A 15,989-nucleotide genomic window follows, 5' to 3' on the forward strand; every position below is an offset into this window, starting at 1 on the left:
ACGCCTTAGTGGATCTCCCTAAGGCGTTTTTATTACACAACTTAAAAGGCGATTAGTTATCGGAGAGAAACTTGATTGTCAGTGGATAGCGATAAACCTGCCCTTCACTGGCCTTAACTATGCCTAGGATAGTACAGACTAAGTCCAAAATGCCGAGGATGATAAGCAAGATAAATCCAATGCCTACAAACGCTAATATCCCACTGATGATCACGTAGATTAGTAGGCTTAGCTTAAAGTTCAGACAGCTGCGCCCACATTGGTCGACAAAAGCCGACTCTTCACGCTTCATGAGCCACAAAATGAGCGGACCAAGGATGGAGCCTAATGGTACTAAATACCCGATTAAACTAGAGGCATACACCAGTAAACCAAAATCTTTCTCGCTCTTCGTCACTGACTCTATCATGACACTTTCCCTGTATTATTGTTTGAAATATAAAAGTTATTAGCTCTTTGGCCCATACAAACGCATTTGCCAATCTTCGACTTGCTGCGTTGCTAAGCGGCGCTGTAGGCTATTCACCCAGCTTTGTGCCAGCCCTTCACAAGAGGCGAGTCTATCATAGGCTTTAGCGTTATATTGAGGAGAAAAATACAGCGCCATCGCCTCGGCAACGCTGATATCAGTTTTACGCTCGACTAATTCTATCTTGTCGCTTAACTGAATCACACCTGGGATTAATACTCTGTAAAACCAACCGCATAACTGACTCTGCTGCATGGCAAGGGCAAAGTCTCTATGGCCAAATTGCAGGTTCAATTTAAAGCAAGGCGAGCGCGGCTGAGTCACTTGCACAATCACTTCACCGATTTGCAGCACATCCCCAATATTGACCTCGGTTTCATTTAAGCCAACCGTGCTGATATTTTCACCCATGCTCGGTGCATCTTCGAGTTGGGTGATTAAATCCCAACGACGGTATTGACCATAATGCTCACGGGGAAAATGATGCAATACTCGGTCAAGTCCGCCATGATGTTTAGGATCAGCCTGTGCATCGCCTTCCACATGGTCGACATTTACCACTAACTGCTGCGCCGATTTTTTACCGTCAATGCCAGTTGAAATGCCGCTAATTTCTTGCAGGCTCGCCCCTAAATACAAACCCGATAATCTGTTTACCAATAAGGTCGACATTGGTTACTCCCATCATTGTCGCCACACGGGGCCAAATAAAAACGCTAAGTATTACATACTCTAAACAAATAGAGCGTGCCCTAAAATCTGGGTATCACTGATTTAACACGACTTGATTACGGCCAGCTTCTTTCGCTTGATATAAAGCTAAATCGGCTCGTTTTATTAAATCCTCTGCCGGTTCAAGCTTTTGATATTCTGCAACACCAATACTGACTGTGATAGCAATATGTACTCCATTGACCTTCAACTCGCGCTGAGAAATCGAATCACGGAAACGTTCTGCCAACTCTGCCGCATGGCTTAAATCCATCTCTGGCAATAACACCAAAAACTCTTCCCCACCCCAACGGCAAAGTATATCTTGCTGTTTTAGCTGGCTACGTAGCAGGTTAGTGACCGTTTTTAGCACTAAATCACCAATACTATGACCATAGCTATCATTCACTTTTTTAAAGTGGTCGATATCGACAAGGAGAACTGAAATAGGAGTTTGCGACAAATTAGCTTTGTCTAATGCCTGATGGAAATACTCTTCAAAGACTTGTCGATTAGCTGCACCAGTGAGTTTGTCAGTTGATGCCATAACCTCAAGTTTGCGCTGATAGCGCCCTAAGGTCATGTTTGAAATAAACAAAATACCTATGGTCACGACCAAACTTAGGGCTAAGTTCCCCCAAAAGGTATTAAGCAGTTCTTGTTCTTGCGGAGCATCTTCTTGCTCAACAATTAAATACCACTTGAACTCAGGCACTAATCGACTGTTTAAGTAGACCGTTTTACCGTTGCGCTCATAGCTAAATGCGGCGCTTGGGCTAGTTAAAATGCGCGTTGATAGTTGCTCCAAGCCAGTGCTGGCTTGCAGTGAATTAGCGCCATCATATTCATCACCATGGAGAGTGACATTCCCCTGTCTATCGGTGAAAAAAACCCGACGGTTATAACGCTTTTGATAGAGTTCAATCAGCGCCTTGACCTTTTCAACTGCAAGGCCAACGCCAGTAACCCCCATAAACTTACCTTCAAAATCAAAAACTTTATAGTTAACAAATACGGTTGTTTTAGTGCGATCAGCAGTATCGGCATCAATATTGATTTCATAATGTTCTGATTCTGGTAACGAACGGACACGAAAATACCAAGCATCATTAGGCTCAATATCTTGGATTTTCTTTAATACCCCCGATGAGTGGTAGTAGTTGCGACTCTGTTCTGAAACAAAAAAACTGGTGACAGTATCGTACTTATCTTGGATTTCTTTGAGGTAACGGATCAGCTTTTCAGGCTCTTGCTCATGGTTTAATGTCCAATCACGCACAAAGGTATCCTGTGCCATTAGGGAGGAAATAAAGATCGGACGTAGTAGATCTTGTTGAATTTCTGAATAAATATTATCGCTTGTTAAAGGTAAAGTATTACTTTCAATTTGCTGACTCAAAGAGTCATGGGCCACTTTATAGCTAATACCACTGGTCACTAAAAAGGCAACTAGCAACAACACAGAAAGTAGCCAAATAAACTTCTTTTTATCATTCCAAACGTGATTGCCCATTTCCAACTCCAACAGCAGTAGGCTTATTATTTTGTAGTAGCGTGGTGAGTTACCTAAATGTTAACGCAATCCCTCAATGACCGCACAATATTTCCGCTATATGAATGTTCTTCGACGAAATAACATTATTCGAGGTAAAAAAATGCCCCGTTGGGGAAACGAGGCAAACAAGCGAACCAACAAAATGGGAGAAAAGCGCAAGCAAACGTTAAAGGACAAGAGCTCTCCGTCACTGTGCACACTTTATCAATCCAAGATGACAGAAAAATGACATCCAAATTGTTTAACGGTTGCAGCCCATTTCCACATTATGCTTCTAAATACTGCTTTAAAGCTTCACCAGGAATAGAACTGTCTGTTGCGACTGCAAAAGCCGCCCAAACAGCACCTTCAGACATTGCTTGAGTGATAGATTTGCCAGCACAGAGTCCATGAATAAGCCCAGCAGCATAGGCATCCCCTGCACCCGTGGTGTCGACAACCTCAGCAGGCACCGCAGGCACATGCTGCACATCATCTTGGGTATAAACCTTCGCGCCACGGACACCATCAGTCACCACAAAATAACGTAATGATTCACCACCAATGCTTACACCGTAATCCCAAGAGGCGACATCACATCGTCCATGCATATCACTCATAGAAGCAAGTAGTACATGGCAAGGGCGTGGTCTATCATCCTTGGCAAGTTGCGCGATCACAAGGCAATGATCCAGTGCAGTTTTAGCCCAACTTACAGTCCCTTCCGCTGATGTATTAAAATACAACGCATCCCAATGCTGCCATTTTGGTGGAACCGATAACTCAAAAACTGGCCGCTGCGGGCGGATAATGGTGCGCTCACCGTCAGGAGTCATCACCAGTAGCATCTCGCAGGTATTCCCTGCGCGGCGCTGCACTAAACGACAATCAAGCCCTTGGGTACTAGCCTCGGCGATAGCCCAATCCCCCATTTCATCCCTACCCACTTGGCTGACTAATGCAACTCTATGACCTGCCCAAACAAGTCCAAGCCCCGTATTCGCCCCACCGCCGCCTAGGCGTTGACCGCCATCTTGATAATGAAAGCGACCACCGGTTTTTAAAGGTTTATCAAGGATTAACACACGGTCACAGTTAAGGTTGGCCACCAGCAAAATATTTGCCATGACAAGGCTCCATTGAAAGAGAATACCACGCCCAACCGGGACACGTTTGGGGCTAAAAGAGCCCCAATCTAGACCAAAATGCGAGGTGGCACAATCTGAGTATCTAATACCTATTATTCATCAAATGTCAGCTTAAACGGGCTTTTGTTGTAAGACCTTGACCATAATCAAATTCAGCAACACCACACATTCAGGCTAAACAGTTAAAGACGATGTTCGATTAAGAACATGATAAATAATATGAATAATCTTGAAAAACGTAAGCTTTACTCATGAAAACATAAAAATATCACCAAGATTCAAGCGAGCCTTAAATTAGAAAAAGGTTAAACTTGGTGCCAAGGATAAAGACGAAAGGAATTCGTATGTTAATAGGCTGGCTGCATGAAGATATGGATAGCGAAGAACAATTACGCCGTTATCGGCAATGCGTAGAGGAATTTCATCAGCTGAATTTTCATGATGTTTATGTAGCAAAAATCCAACATGAATATCGATTACTACAAACCTTGTTTGAAGAGCAGTCGATTCAACAAAGTGAGCCTGACTGCTCTGAAAAATAACACGAGAATTAGTCAACCGCCTTAAATGGCGAAAGTGATGCAAACTTGACCTCAAGTTGCCAATCCTGAATAACCATCTCCGACGGTTGCCAACTGTCATCAACCCATTCGTAAAGTAGGCCAGGATCTTCCTCAGCATTCACCAATAAACGACGGCCATCTTTTAAAACAATCGTATAATCAAGCCCCTGCGCATCCACACTTTCAATATCCCCCAAGACTTTGTGGTGAATGCTTGCAATTGCCCCAGTAGCCTTAACTGCTTCAGTTTTATTCGCTCCGCTGTAAAGTCTTAATACCTCATTGGTAGCGGGTTTATGAAATAAAAACTCTTCAGTCACGCCCACAACGATCGACGGATCAAGCTCATACCAAGCGGGTATCCATAATGCGTTCATTGCCATCCCGTTATATCCTGCATAATAATTTTACGGACGTGAACATTCTGCCCTAACCTTAGCCGATAAAATACTGCCCAAAGATAAAATAATTTTATCTTTGCGCAATCCAGTAAACGGCAATTCCTTTATCAAATACAGATAAAGCTAGCCGAACAAGCCCGCTCTTAACCAAAACGGCTTATCTCTAAACCACTGGGTACAAACCCATTTTTGCCCCGCTGTTACCTCACAGCCGCGGTGCAATGAGGAAGGAATGGGTTTACCTGTTTGATCCGTGTTGTCAAAAACCAAAATAGCGGCAGTCTCAGGTTTGACTTGTATATAAGGTGCCTTGAACTCCGTTTCGCCTCCGTCAAAATCATCATTAAGATACAAAATAGCCGTTTTTGACCTTTGGCCAAAACGTGCCAATTCGGCTTCAATTTCAGCCGTATATGCATGTATTGCGTCATAATGCCATTGATAAAACTGGCCAGGCTCGTACCTAAGTACAACTATGGGTTCCGCAAACGCCAACTTAACCCCTGCAAACTTGGCAATGACTCTTTCAACACAAGCCATTGCAAGATTGTCATTAGGAATCGGTGTGGGGTAATGCATGTTGTTGCGGATACCGCTTTCGACACTCCCCTTTCCCTGATGTCCATACACAGTAATAGGCCGCAAATGGGGCAATGAGAATCTCTTAATATCGTCTAATAAATTCACTGGGAGTTGGGATTGGGACAGCGTTGCCGATTGCAGTTGCTTCCCGGCTGAAGTCGGCCAGCGCTCAAAAGCCAATAGCGCAGCAAACACATTGATCGCATCAGCGTGGCGGGGCGTAATCGTTTTTAGCCAAGGTACGAAATAACAAAATTTCGCTTTAACTTCTTGCGCTTGCAGAGGATCTTCCATCAAAACATAGGAACCCCAGAACGATTTTAAACTCGCCAACTCCTCTAGCTCCCACTCAGCACTAAAAAACAAAGCGATGGCCAGCTCTCTTTCAGAAACCATGCTACGCATGCAGTGAACTAACCAAAAACGCACAAAATCAGCCGACTCAGTTGCCAACTTAAGTACTAACGCCTCAGGCAAACGATTGAAATAACGCTCTTCTAATAATTGAACAAATAACTGCTGCATATAAAAACCTATTCACAACTCAACCCAACTATGCTCATTAAAACTGAATCACATCAGTGATGAAACATTTTATTTACAATCGATCGTTTTATCGTCTTTTGTCTCTATCAATCTTGAGTACAAAAATACAATCCTAGTTTCATCTCAGGCTTGGTTTCTGTTAGCTTGAAAACTCAGATAAATAACTGCCACATTTTGTTGGTAAAGTGATCCGATAACCAACCGTGACGTATTGAGCCTGACAACCCATGGCAACAACAATGGCACCCGCTTGCCCTATGGAGAAATCGAACATGCCTGTTTTGCAAACACTCAAACTTACGGGTGATAATGAAACGCTAAAACGTCAAGCGCTTAAGCACTACTTCAACCAAACTTGGACGCTCTATGAGTCGCTCTTCGAGTTGATAAAACACGACCATGCCTATTATTTAAAAGCCGAGCCTTTACGCCATCCGCTGATTTTTTACTTTGGCCACACCGCGACCTTCTACATCAATAAGCTCAAACTGGGCAAATATCTTGAAGACAGAGTCAACGATCATTTTGAGTCGATGTTTGCTATTGGTGTTGACGAGATGTCTTGGGACGATCTCAATGAAACCCACTACCAATGGCCAACGGTCACCGAGGTAAAAGACTATCGAGACAAGGTAAATCGCGTTGTTAACCAATTAATTGATACTATGCCAATCACCTTGCCTATCACTCAGGACAGTCCTGCTTGGGTCATTTTGATGGGGATTGAGCATGAACGTATCCATTTAGAAACCTCATCAGTCATTATCCGTCAGTTGCCTTTAGAGGAAGTATCCCCAAATGTTCACTGGCCTGAGTGCCAAGACTATGGAACGATAGACGCTAACCAGCTGATTGCTGTGGCGGGCAAAAAAATCACTTTAGGTAAAAAAGAGCAAGATGAAACCTACGGCTGGGACAACGAATACGGCAATAAGAGCTTTAAAGTGGCAGACTTTAAAGCCTCAAAATATTTAGTAAGTAATCAAGAATATTTGGGCTTTGTTGAAGCCGGTGGCTATCAATCGCCCGAGTTTTGGAATGAAGAAGGTCGTGCATGGCTGGCTTACACTCAAGCCCAGATGCCACGTTTTTGGCGCCGATATGAGGGCAAATGGTGGCAACGAAATCTTACCAGCGAAATTCCACTTCCCCTTAATTGGCCAGTTGAAGTCAATCAACTCGAAGCTAAAGCGTTTTGTTATTGGAAAGCGCGCCAGACTCAAAGCAACATCCGCCTTCTGACTGAGGCGGAATGGTATATTTTACGAGAAAATATTCCAACCGATGCCCCCGACTGGCAAGAAGTACCAGGGAATATCTCGCTGGCCTACTACGCTTCCTCTTGTCCGGTAAATCGCTTTAAACATAATGAATTTTACGACATTGTCGGTAATGTCTGGCAATGGACCGAAACTGCTATCGATGGTTTTAATGGCTTTGCAGTGCATCCACTCTACGATGATTTTTCAACGCCAACTTTCGATGGTAAACATAACCTGATTAAAGGGGGCTCTTGGATCTCGACGGGCAATGAAGCCATTGCAGCCTCTCGCTACGCGTTTCGCCGTCACTTCTACCAACATGCCGGATTTCGTTATGTGGAGTCCCTGCAAAACCCAGAGCAAATGGCCGAGGTTAATGTGTACGAAACCGATGAACTGATTTCTCAATATTTAGAATTCCATTATGGCGCTCAATATTTTGGCGTCCCGAATTTCTGCGTTAATGGCGTTCAACAGGCGTTAAACGAAATCCAACTTGAGCATACCGCGAAGGCATTAGACATCGGCTGTTCGGTGGGCCGAGCCAGCGTTGAGTTAGCTAAAGTGTTCGACCATGTTGACGGTATCGATTTTTCGGCTCGTTTTATTCAACAAGCCTACGCGCTGACTGAACAAGGCGAAAAACGCTATACCATCCGCACCGAGGGCGATTTACAAGAGTTTAAGAGTGTCAGCCTTGCTAAACTGGGCTACCAGGAAGAAGCCAAAAAAGTCAACTTCATGCAAGGTGATGCCTGTAATCTTAAGCCCATCTACACAGGTTACGACTTAGTTTATGCCTCAAACCTTATCGACAGGTTGAACGATCCCAAACATTTCCTCACCAGTATTGGCCAACGCATTAACCAAGGTGGCTACCTAGTGATTGCATCACCTTATACTTGGCTTGAAGATTACACACCAAAAGAGAAATGGCTCGGAGGTATTAAAGTGAAAGGAGAAAATTTCACCACTTTAGATGGGTTGACCGAAACCTTGATCGGCCAATTTGAGCTAGTCGCGGTTAAGGAAATCCCCTTTGTTATCCGTGAAACTAAACGCAAGTTCCAACATTCCCTCTCAGAAATGACGATCTGGCGTAAACGATAACCGAGAACATTAAAGAAAAAATCCGCCAGAGAATCACTTCTGGCGGATGCATAACAGACAGCTCTGTGACATTCGCGGCCCCAATGGCAAGGATCTGCTTTTGATATTGCTTACCGATAACCAAGTTGATTTACTAAGCCAATAAACTCTCTGTTCTGGAAGCGGCTAGGCTTATCACAGCACTGTATTCCTCTACTAGGGCGTGTTGACGTTTCAGTAGAATAACGACACATCATTCCTCGTTTCGCGAGCACGTGCTTGCCAGAACGAACAAAATCTAATCTCGAAACGTGAACACGCCCTAATACCAATGGCATAAAACATCTGTTCATTCAGCGCAAGTTCAAAGTGCTTTAGGCAAGTCGAAGCATAATGGAGCTCTATCAGAAGTCTTTAACCTAATATAAAGTACTTCATCCAGCCATCACCTGCACTATGGTTGCTAAGCCAGATTATTTTATTGGGTATGCCAGCACCAACGAGTAATAACATAGAATAACTTAGAAATTTTATGCACTTACACCCAAAACAAATCCTGTGTACACAACATCCTATTTATTAAGCAGCTACAGAGTAAAAAATCATATTGACGACAGAATTAAAATAACTTTGAATTGCATACATATTCATAAATATAAAGTAATTGGAGCACGGGATGGAACGAATTGAGCAAGTAGCAGTAGCCAAAAAAGCCAATATCTATTTTGAGGGTAAGGTCGCTAGCCGCAGTGTATTTTTCAGTGACGGTAGTAAACAAACCCTAGGCGTAGTGCTTCCAGGAGAATACGAGTTTTCCACCTCGCAGGGTGAAATCATGCAAGTTACCAGCGGCAGTTTTGAGGTATTACTGCCAAATAGCTCAACTTGGCAAACCTTTAGCGAAGGCAGTCAATTTGAACTCGCGGCCAATGTCAGCTTTAAAATTCGCAATAGCGACATAGCAGAATATTGCTGCAGCTATCTATAGCGTTCAAGTCGATGGAATGCTTAGTCAACTGAGCATTCCTCTATTTACATAATACGTCTGTATAAAAACCAATCACTAGACGACTGGTCTAATTTGCTATAGACTCCTGCGCCATGAAAACAGAAACCCAATCAACCCGTCAGCATATTCTCGACGTCGGTTACTCGCTGATCGTTAAGCAAGGCTTTTCGTGTCTAGGTTTAGCCCAATTACTCAAGACCGCCCAAGTACCAAAAGGCTCGTTTTACCATTACTTTGAATCCAAAGAGCAATTCGGTGAGGCACTGTTAACCAGTTATTTTGAGCAATACCAAACAGAGCTTGATAGCTTATTTGCCAACCCACAGCTCTCAGGCTTTGATCGCCAAATGCAATACTGGCAAAGATGGTTGCACGTACAACAGGACGGTTGTATCGATCAAAAATGCCTAGTCGTTAAGTTAAGTGCTGAGGTTGCCGATCTCTCTGAGGCTATGCGCCTTGTGCTTTTAAGGGGGTCGGCTGGCATCATTGAGCGCTTAACCCAGTGCATTCAAGTGGGGATTGCCGATAAATCCATCTGTGAACAGGATGCTCAGGCAACAGCAGAGTTGTTGTATCACATGTGGCTCGGCGCCAGTTTGATGAATAAACTCGGCCACAGCCGCGCAGCTTTAGAGCGCGCCCTTGCAATGACAGAATCTATTTTAAAGACCAAAACCATGGGTTAATGCCAGCAACACTGGCACACCAATTAATCAGTAACCCGTTAATAAACAATGAAATATCGCCTCGTCGGCTTGATTTATCATTTAGTAGCCAAACAAATCTAGACGACTGGTCTACTAAATTTATTTTCCAACCATAGGACAAATAGCAGTATGTTTAATTTCACCTACTACAATCCAACTCGTATTCATTTTGGTAAAAATACCATAGCTGAAATCGACACCTTAGTGCCTAGCAATGCCAGAGTTATGGTGCTATTTGGCGGCAGCAGCGCCAAACGTACAGGTACCTTAGCTGAAGTAAAACAAGCGCTTGGAAATCGTTTTGTGGTCGAATTTGAGGGGATCGAACCCAATCCGACCTACGAAACTCTGATGCAAGCGGTCGCGCAAGTACGTGAATTACATATCGACTTCTTACTCGCCGTTGGTGGCGGTTCGGTCATCGATGGCACTAAGTTTGTTGCCGCGGCTGCGGTATTTGAAGGCGAGCCTTGGGATATTCTCACGAGCTGGGGCACCAAGGTGACCAAAGCCATGCCATTTGGCTCGGTATTAACCCTACCGGCCACAGGTTCAGAGATGAACAACGCCAGTGTGGTGACCCGTAAATCTTTGAAAGCAAAGCTGCCATTCCGTAACGATTTAGTGTATCCACAATTCTCCATCCTCGATCCCACCAAAACCTTTACCCTACCGGAAAGACAAGTGGCGAACGGTGTTGTCGATGCGTTTGTGCATATCACCGAGCAATACCTCACCTACCCAGTCAATGCTGCGGTGCAGGACAGATTTGCCGAAGGTTTACTGCAAATTTTGATTGAATTAGGCCCACAAGCACTCACAAAACCTGAAGATTACGATATCCGCGCCAACCTGATGTGGGTCGCAACCATGGCACTCAATGGCACGATTGCCACAGGCGTTCCGCACGATTGGGCAACTCACATGATTGGCCATGAGCTCACCGCACTCTATGATATTGACCATGCGCGTACCTTAGCCATTGTATTGCCAGCACTATTACGCTGCACAAAAACGGCTAAGCGTGAAAAATTACTGCAATTTGCAGACAGAGTATGGCATATCACCACAGGCTCCGAAGACGAACGAATCGAGGCCGCGATTGCGAAAACCCAAGCATTTTTCGAAGCCATGGGCATTGCAACGCACTTATCTGGCTATGATTTAGGTAAAGAAGCTGTCGATGCGGTTGTTGCTCAACTCGAGAAACATGGCATGGTTGCCTTAGGTGAACATGGCAATATCGATCCCGCCATGAGCCGCGATATTTTAACCCTCGCCTTATAGTTCAATCTCACACCTCTGCAATCCCATGCTGCCGTGAGACTTTACACTATCAACGCACCATAATGGTGCGTTGATATTCCCTCAAACGGGGCAAAGGGTACTCACACTTAGGGGCATCAAGTTTTAAAGAAATATTTGTAATGGCGTTGGCGACATAATTCAGTCACACCTTGTCATCTTGTAAACCCGTTTATCGCCGATAAATCCTCATTACTGATGCACAAACACCATGATTTTTGATGAAAAAACGACTACTCTTGGATAATCTTATCTTACTGATAAAAGGATTTTTGCATGCGTTTATTTACTCTCATCAGCTTAGTGCTGCTTAGCTTATTCGCGCAGGCAACAGTATATAAGTGGGTCGATAAGGACGGTAAAGTTCATTATTCCGATGAGCCACATCCAAATGCTGAGATTGTTGAATTAAAAGAAAAAACACTAAACCAAATTACCCTTCCCTCCGTAAACCCTGATACAAATGACTCGCAAGCCATTGAACAAACCAAATACCAAATCGTCATAACTTCCCCTGAAGAAGAGGAAACCGTCAGGGATAATAATGGCGATTTCCAAGTCACAGCCACAGTAACCCCTGAAATCAAGAGCCAATATTTGATGGCCCTTAAACTCGATGGTAAAGCCATCGGCCAACCCCAAATTGGCGGCACATTTCAGTTGAACAACATCGACAGAGGTGAACATACCATTGTTGTCGATGCGATGACTCAAAACGGCAAAGTCTTTGCATCTAGCTCACCAAGAAAGATATTTCTTCATCAAGCGGCGATGACTCCAGCACCTAAAAAGCAACCAAAATCAAATTAAATTGTTTAATAATAATTAGTTAGGTTGCAAGCAATACATTAAGCCGTTTGACGAAGTCGAGTTGCAGCATGCACCAAATCGGTGCAACATAAGGGTGCAACCCTATTTTCAGGAACGGTAGATGGATAAAGAGACTCTGCTCAATCATTTAGTGACCGCGGTACTGGTAATAGATAAGGATCTTAAGCCTTGTTATGCCAACGCCGCTGCAGAGCAACTGTTAGGTGTCGGTAGCCACAGGCTAGTCGAACAAGCATTACCCGAGCATTATCAAGCGCTCGGTGTCGACGCTCAGCTCCTTAGCGATGCGGTAAAGGCTGGGCAAAGTCTCACCGTTAACACCGCGACGTTAGTCACCTTAGATGCCCAGCATCACACAGTCGATCTGACACTGATCCCGCTCGAGGATGAAGCACAGCTGAGCCTGCTTGAACTTAGGCAAGTCGACCAACAACGACGTATCCACCAGCAACTTAGCCAAGATGCACAGCAGCAGGCGGCACAATTCTTAGTGCGTAACTTAGCCCATGAGATTAAAAACCCCTTAGGCGGCTTGCGTGGCGCAGCGCAATTGCTCTCGCGGGAACTCGACGATCCCGCGCAAAAGGAATTTACTAATCTCATCATCGAACAAGCTGATCGGCTGCGTAGCTTAGTCGACCGACTGCTCGGACCGCAGCGCCCCACTCAACATAGCCTGCATAACATTCATCAAGTGGTGCAAAAAGTGTACAAGTTGGTGGAAATCGCACTGCCAGCCAATATCCAGTTGAAGCGGGATTATGATCCCTCGATCCCCGATATCGAGATGGACCCAGATCAAATGCAGCAAGCCGTGCTGAATATTTTGCAGAATGCGGTGCAAGCCCTTGAGCATACAGGTGGCGAAATCCTAATCCGCACCCGCACGCAACATCAGGTCACTATCGGTTCGCAGCGCCACAAGCTCGTACTGACCCTGTCCATTATCGACAATGGCCCAGGCATTCCACCTGAGCTCATGGACACACTGTTTTATCCCATGGTCACCAGCCGTGAGCAAGGTTCTGGGCTGGGTCTATCGATTGCCCACAACATTGCCAGATTACACTCGGGCAGAATTGATTGCGTCTCCAGCCTAGGACACACAGAATTTATTATCTCTCTACCGATTTTAAGTGCCAAATAATTAAGCAAAACCAACACATACCGTATGAGGAAGCAAAATGCGAATCAGTGAACAAGTGTGGATCCTCGACGATGATAGCTCAATACGTTGGGTGCTCGAAAAAGCGCTCCAAGGCGCTAAACTCAGCACCGCCAGCTTTGCTGCGGCCGAATCACTTTGGCAAGCATTAGAGATTGCCCAACCACGGGTCATCGTCTCGGATATTCGTATGCCGGGCACCGATGGCTTAACTCTGCTTGAAAGACTGCAAATCCACTATCCGCATATTCCCGTTATCATCATGACGGCGCATTCGGACTTAGACAGTGCCGTGAGTGCCTATCAGGCTGGGGCGTTTGAGTATTTGCCAAAACCCTTTGATATTGATGAAGCAATTTCCCTCGTTGAGCGTGCGCTGACCCATGCAACAGAGCAAAGTCCAACGCCAGCGGCGCAGGAAACTCAAGTCAAAACCCCCGAAATTATCGGTGAAGCCCCCGCGATGCAGGAGGTGTTTCGTGCCATTGGTAGGTTGTCGCGCTCTTCAATCAGCGTGCTGATCAATGGCCAATCAGGCACAGGTAAAGAGCTAGTTGCAGGCGCACTGCATAAGCACAGTCCGCGCAAGGATAAACCTTTTATCGCCTTGAATATGGCGGCGATTCCCAAGGATTTAATCGAATCAGAACTGTTTGGCCATGAAAAAGGCGCATTTACTGGTGCGGCTAACGTGCGTCAAGGGCGCTTTGAGCAAGCTAACGGCGGCACCCTGTTTTTAGATGAAATCGGCGATATGCCGCTAGACGTGCAAACCCGTTTGCTACGGGTTCTCGCCGATGGACAGTTTTATCGAGTCGGCGGCCACAGTGCTGTACAAGTGGATGTGCGCATTATTGCTGCCACCCACCAAGACCTAGAGCAATTAGTCCTAAAAGGCGGATTTAGGGAAGACTTATTCCACCGCCTCAATGTGATTCGTATCCATTTGCCACCGCTGTCACAACGCCGTGAGGATATTCCTCAACTCGCAAGCCACTTTTTAGCCTCCGCCGCCAAGGAGATTGGTGTCGAAGCCAAAATCCTCACCAAGGAGACCGCCGCTAAGCTATCGCAATTGCCATGGCCGGGCAACGTTAGGCAACTCGAGAACACTTGTCGCTGGCTCACCGTCATGGCCTCAGGACAAGAAATCCTGCCCCAAGACTTGCCGCCCGAGTTACTTAAGGAACCTACCAGTATTAATCCAATGGCGAAAGGCAGCCAAGATTGGCAATCAGCACTCACCGAGTGGATCGACCAAAAACTGTCTGAGGGAAATAGCGATTTATTAACCGAAGTACAGCCTGCCTTTGAGCGCATATTACTCGAAACCGCATTGCGACATACACAAGGGCATAAACAAGAAGCGGCAAAACGTTTAGGCTGGGGAAGAAATACTTTAACGCGAAAACTGAAAGAATTGTCTATGGATTAACCATCCATTTAAAAGCAAAAAAGGGATATCACTATCCCTTTTTTATTATTTAGATTTAATCTAAATAATTAGAACTGGTAATGCACACCAATCGCCAGTTGTTTAATATCGGTATCGATATCTTTCACATTTAAATAATTGTGGTCAGCGTCTAAATCACCGCTAGTAACATCGTAACTCAAGCGAACATTTAAATGCTCTGTCACAGCAGCGTTAATACCAACACCGTAGGTCCAGCCATAGCCTGTGAAATCTTCATCAAAACCAAAACCGTCAATATTCATAGCCATAGATGCAACACCGACCTTTGCATAAGCTGAGAACATATCATTGATTTGCATAGTAAACTTAGGTGTAAAAGTAAGTGCACCCGCAGAAATATCGACATCCTTATCGCCTAAATCGCCAGTTGCAAATAAATTCGCCTCTAAACCAAACCATTCGTTAAAGTTGTAACCACCGTATACACCGAAACCTGTCCCTGTTTCTGCATCATCAAGCACATCAACAGTCACGCGATTTAGTGCACCACCCACATAAAAACCTGTGGTGTCAGCTGCCGCTACAGCTTGGCCTGCCACTAATACTGCTAGTAAAGAACCCGCAACTAAAGATAGTTTTTTCATTACATTTCCCTAATGAGTTAACTTAAGTAGTAAACGCCGCGAATAATATAACAAACACAAAATAAGAGTAATAGTTTGTAAAGGCTAAATACACTTTATACAGAAAGCATTCAGCTTTAAATAAAACGAGCATGTATGAGAAGAGACTTAAGCATTAACTAATGACTCGCAATACATTCATAATCGCGAAATAACACCAACGAATAAGGGAACGACGTTTTCGCTCATCGAGGCATTCACTAATCATGACTTTTCCCGATTGTGCACAAATTACCCGGCTGCGCCACATTAATAATGGCCAAAAATGTAGTCGATACTCCCGCTACGCAATATTGAACGGAATAATTCTCGGCCAATAATATAAGGATTGACGCAGGATAAGCTCGCTCCAAACGCCCATAGGAAGATTCACTAGATTATGATCAGAGAGGTTTGAGTCAAGTCCCCCGCTCGCGCTGGGGACATGCTCGGCAATCAACTCAAAGCGAGTCGACAATCGATGATAACGGCAGATGAGCCGCGTATTAGCATCAAACAGGTGAGACTGCAGCTGCATCCATGGCATAACCACTCCTTTGGTATGCCAATAATCGCTTTAGTGTT

Annotated in this window: 16 protein-coding genes; 8 read left to right on the plus strand and 8 right to left on the minus strand. The window is 44.8% G+C overall.

The genetic code is table 11. From position 1 onward, the window contains the following. Window positions 1-52: 52 nt before the first annotated feature. The 4 genes from HG547_RS15210 to HG547_RS15225 all read right to left on the minus strand — a co-directional run bounded on the left by HG547_RS15210 (window position 53) and on the right by HG547_RS15225 (window position 3,841). Entirely contained in the window at window positions 53-409 is a 357-nt protein-coding gene (locus HG547_RS15210; RefSeq protein WP_037423127.1) for a DUF4870 domain-containing protein, read from the minus strand. 39 nt (window positions 410-448) lie between these two features. Beyond that, the gene (locus HG547_RS15215) at window positions 449-1,141 is read right to left on the minus strand and encodes an MOSC domain-containing protein (RefSeq protein ID WP_047538603.1); all 693 of its coding nucleotides are present in this window, start codon (window positions 1,139-1,141) and stop codon (window positions 449-451) included. A gap of 94 nt (window positions 1,142-1,235) precedes the next feature. Continuing rightward, window positions 1,236-2,693 carry a sensor domain-containing diguanylate cyclase gene (locus HG547_RS15220; RefSeq protein ID WP_169548281.1) on the minus strand — a complete coding sequence of 486 codons (1,458 nt, stop codon included), beginning with the start codon at window positions 2,691-2,693 and terminating at the stop codon, window positions 1,236-1,238. 308 nt (window positions 2,694-3,001) lie between these two features. Then, window positions 3,002-3,841, minus strand: a complete 840-nt coding sequence (locus tag HG547_RS15225) for a PfkB family carbohydrate kinase (RefSeq protein ID WP_169548282.1) — start codon at window positions 3,839-3,841, stop codon at window positions 3,002-3,004. Between the two features lie 365 nt (window positions 3,842-4,206). Between HG547_RS15225 and HG547_RS15230 the strand changes: the two genes are divergently transcribed. Further along, window positions 4,207-4,404 carry a hypothetical protein gene (locus HG547_RS15230; protein WP_169548283.1) on the plus strand — a complete coding sequence of 66 codons (198 nt, stop codon included), beginning with the start codon at window positions 4,207-4,209 and terminating at the stop codon, window positions 4,402-4,404. 8 nt (window positions 4,405-4,412) lie between these two features. Here HG547_RS15230 and HG547_RS15235 read toward each other — a convergent pair whose 3' ends face one another. Beyond that, complete coding sequence (locus HG547_RS15235) at window positions 4,413-4,808, minus strand: hypothetical protein (protein ID WP_037423116.1); 396 nt, start codon at window positions 4,806-4,808, stop codon at window positions 4,413-4,415. 141 nt (window positions 4,809-4,949) lie between these two features. Then, window positions 4,950-5,933, minus strand: coding sequence for a 2OG-Fe(II) oxygenase (locus HG547_RS15240; protein WP_169548284.1), 984 nt, complete (start codon window positions 5,931-5,933; stop codon window positions 4,950-4,952). A 293-nt stretch (window positions 5,934-6,226) separates the two neighbouring features. Between HG547_RS15240 and ovoA the strand changes: the two genes are divergently transcribed. From ovoA to glnG, 7 genes are all read left to right on the plus strand, one after another. Continuing rightward, window positions 6,227-8,326, plus strand: coding sequence for a 5-histidylcysteine sulfoxide synthase (gene ovoA, locus HG547_RS15245; protein ID WP_169548285.1), 2,100 nt, complete (start codon window positions 6,227-6,229; stop codon window positions 8,324-8,326). 655 nt (window positions 8,327-8,981) lie between these two features. Then, entirely contained in the window at window positions 8,982-9,293 is a 312-nt protein-coding gene (locus tag HG547_RS15250) for a pyrimidine/purine nucleoside phosphorylase (protein ID WP_169548286.1), read from the plus strand. Window positions 9,294-9,406: 113 nt separating this feature from the next. Continuing rightward, complete coding sequence (locus HG547_RS15255) at window positions 9,407-10,003, plus strand: TetR/AcrR family transcriptional regulator (RefSeq protein ID WP_169548287.1); 597 nt, start codon at window positions 9,407-9,409, stop codon at window positions 10,001-10,003. A gap of 150 nt (window positions 10,004-10,153) precedes the next feature. Further along, window positions 10,154-11,311 (plus strand): iron-containing alcohol dehydrogenase, encoded by a 1,158-nt coding sequence (locus HG547_RS15260; RefSeq protein ID WP_037425092.1) that lies wholly within the window; start codon window positions 10,154-10,156, stop codon window positions 11,309-11,311. A gap of 294 nt (window positions 11,312-11,605) precedes the next feature. Next, a complete protein-coding gene (locus HG547_RS15265; protein WP_169548288.1) occupies window positions 11,606-12,139 on the plus strand; it encodes a DUF4124 domain-containing protein in 534 nt (177 codons plus the stop codon). Between the two features lie 121 nt (window positions 12,140-12,260). Next, complete coding sequence (glnL, locus tag HG547_RS15270) at window positions 12,261-13,307, plus strand: nitrogen regulation protein NR(II) (protein WP_169548289.1); 1,047 nt, start codon at window positions 12,261-12,263, stop codon at window positions 13,305-13,307. Window positions 13,308-13,344: 37 nt separating this feature from the next. Beyond that, a complete protein-coding gene (gene glnG, locus HG547_RS15275) occupies window positions 13,345-14,760 on the plus strand; it encodes a nitrogen regulation protein NR(I) (protein ID WP_037423096.1) in 1,416 nt (471 codons plus the stop codon). Window positions 14,761-14,828: 68 nt separating this feature from the next. Here the strand turns inward: glnG and HG547_RS15280 are convergent, their stop codons facing one another. Further along, window positions 14,829-15,386, minus strand: coding sequence for a porin family protein (locus HG547_RS15280; protein ID WP_169548290.1), 558 nt, complete (start codon window positions 15,384-15,386; stop codon window positions 14,829-14,831). A 322-nt stretch (window positions 15,387-15,708) separates the two neighbouring features. Then, the gene (locus HG547_RS20855; RefSeq protein WP_224021441.1) at window positions 15,709-15,951 is read right to left on the minus strand and encodes a hypothetical protein; all 243 of its coding nucleotides are present in this window, start codon (window positions 15,949-15,951) and stop codon (window positions 15,709-15,711) included. Window positions 15,952-15,989 lie beyond the last annotated feature (38 nt).

It is taken from the genome of Shewanella sp. DNRA4 (assembly GCF_012843185.1).
Classification (GTDB): Bacteria; Pseudomonadota; Gammaproteobacteria; order Enterobacterales; family Shewanellaceae; genus Shewanella; species Shewanella xiamenensis.

Excerpts from the sequence above, each read along its gene's own strand:
- HG547_RS15235 (WP_037423116.1), bottom strand. The coding sequence starts at position 4,808 with ATGGCAATGAACGCATTATGGATACCCGCTTGGTATGAGCTTGATCCG.
- glnL (WP_169548289.1), top strand. The coding sequence starts at position 12,261 with ATGGATAAAGAGACTCTGCTCAATCATTTAGTGACCGCGGTACTGGTA.
- ovoA (WP_169548285.1), top strand. The coding sequence starts at position 6,227 with ATGCCTGTTTTGCAAACACTCAAACTTACGGGTGATAATGAAACGCTA.
- HG547_RS15250 (WP_169548286.1), top strand. The coding sequence starts at position 8,982 with ATGGAACGAATTGAGCAAGTAGCAGTAGCCAAAAAAGCCAATATCTAT.
- HG547_RS15220 (WP_169548281.1), bottom strand. The coding sequence starts at position 2,693 with ATGGGCAATCACGTTTGGAATGATAAAAAGAAGTTTATTTGGCTACTT.
- HG547_RS15230 (WP_169548283.1), top strand. The coding sequence starts at position 4,207 with ATGTTAATAGGCTGGCTGCATGAAGATATGGATAGCGAAGAACAATTA.
- HG547_RS15255 (WP_169548287.1), top strand. The coding sequence starts at position 9,407 with ATGAAAACAGAAACCCAATCAACCCGTCAGCATATTCTCGACGTCGGT.
- HG547_RS20855 (WP_224021441.1), bottom strand. The coding sequence starts at position 15,951 with ATGCCATGGATGCAGCTGCAGTCTCACCTGTTTGATGCTAATACGCGG.
- HG547_RS15225 (WP_169548282.1), bottom strand. The coding sequence starts at position 3,841 with ATGGCAAATATTTTGCTGGTGGCCAACCTTAACTGTGACCGTGTGTTA.
- HG547_RS15280 (WP_169548290.1), bottom strand. The coding sequence starts at position 15,386 with ATGAAAAAACTATCTTTAGTTGCGGGTTCTTTACTAGCAGTATTAGTG.
- HG547_RS15215 (WP_047538603.1), bottom strand. The coding sequence starts at position 1,141 with ATGTCGACCTTATTGGTAAACAGATTATCGGGTTTGTATTTAGGGGCG.
- HG547_RS15240 (WP_169548284.1), bottom strand. The coding sequence starts at position 5,933 with ATGCAGCAGTTATTTGTTCAATTATTAGAAGAGCGTTATTTCAATCGT.
- glnG (WP_037423096.1), top strand. The coding sequence starts at position 13,345 with ATGCGAATCAGTGAACAAGTGTGGATCCTCGACGATGATAGCTCAATA.
- HG547_RS15265 (WP_169548288.1), top strand. The coding sequence starts at position 11,606 with ATGCGTTTATTTACTCTCATCAGCTTAGTGCTGCTTAGCTTATTCGCG.
- HG547_RS15210 (WP_037423127.1), bottom strand. The coding sequence starts at position 409 with ATGATAGAGTCAGTGACGAAGAGCGAGAAAGATTTTGGTTTACTGGTG.
- HG547_RS15260 (WP_037425092.1), top strand. The coding sequence starts at position 10,154 with ATGTTTAATTTCACCTACTACAATCCAACTCGTATTCATTTTGGTAAA.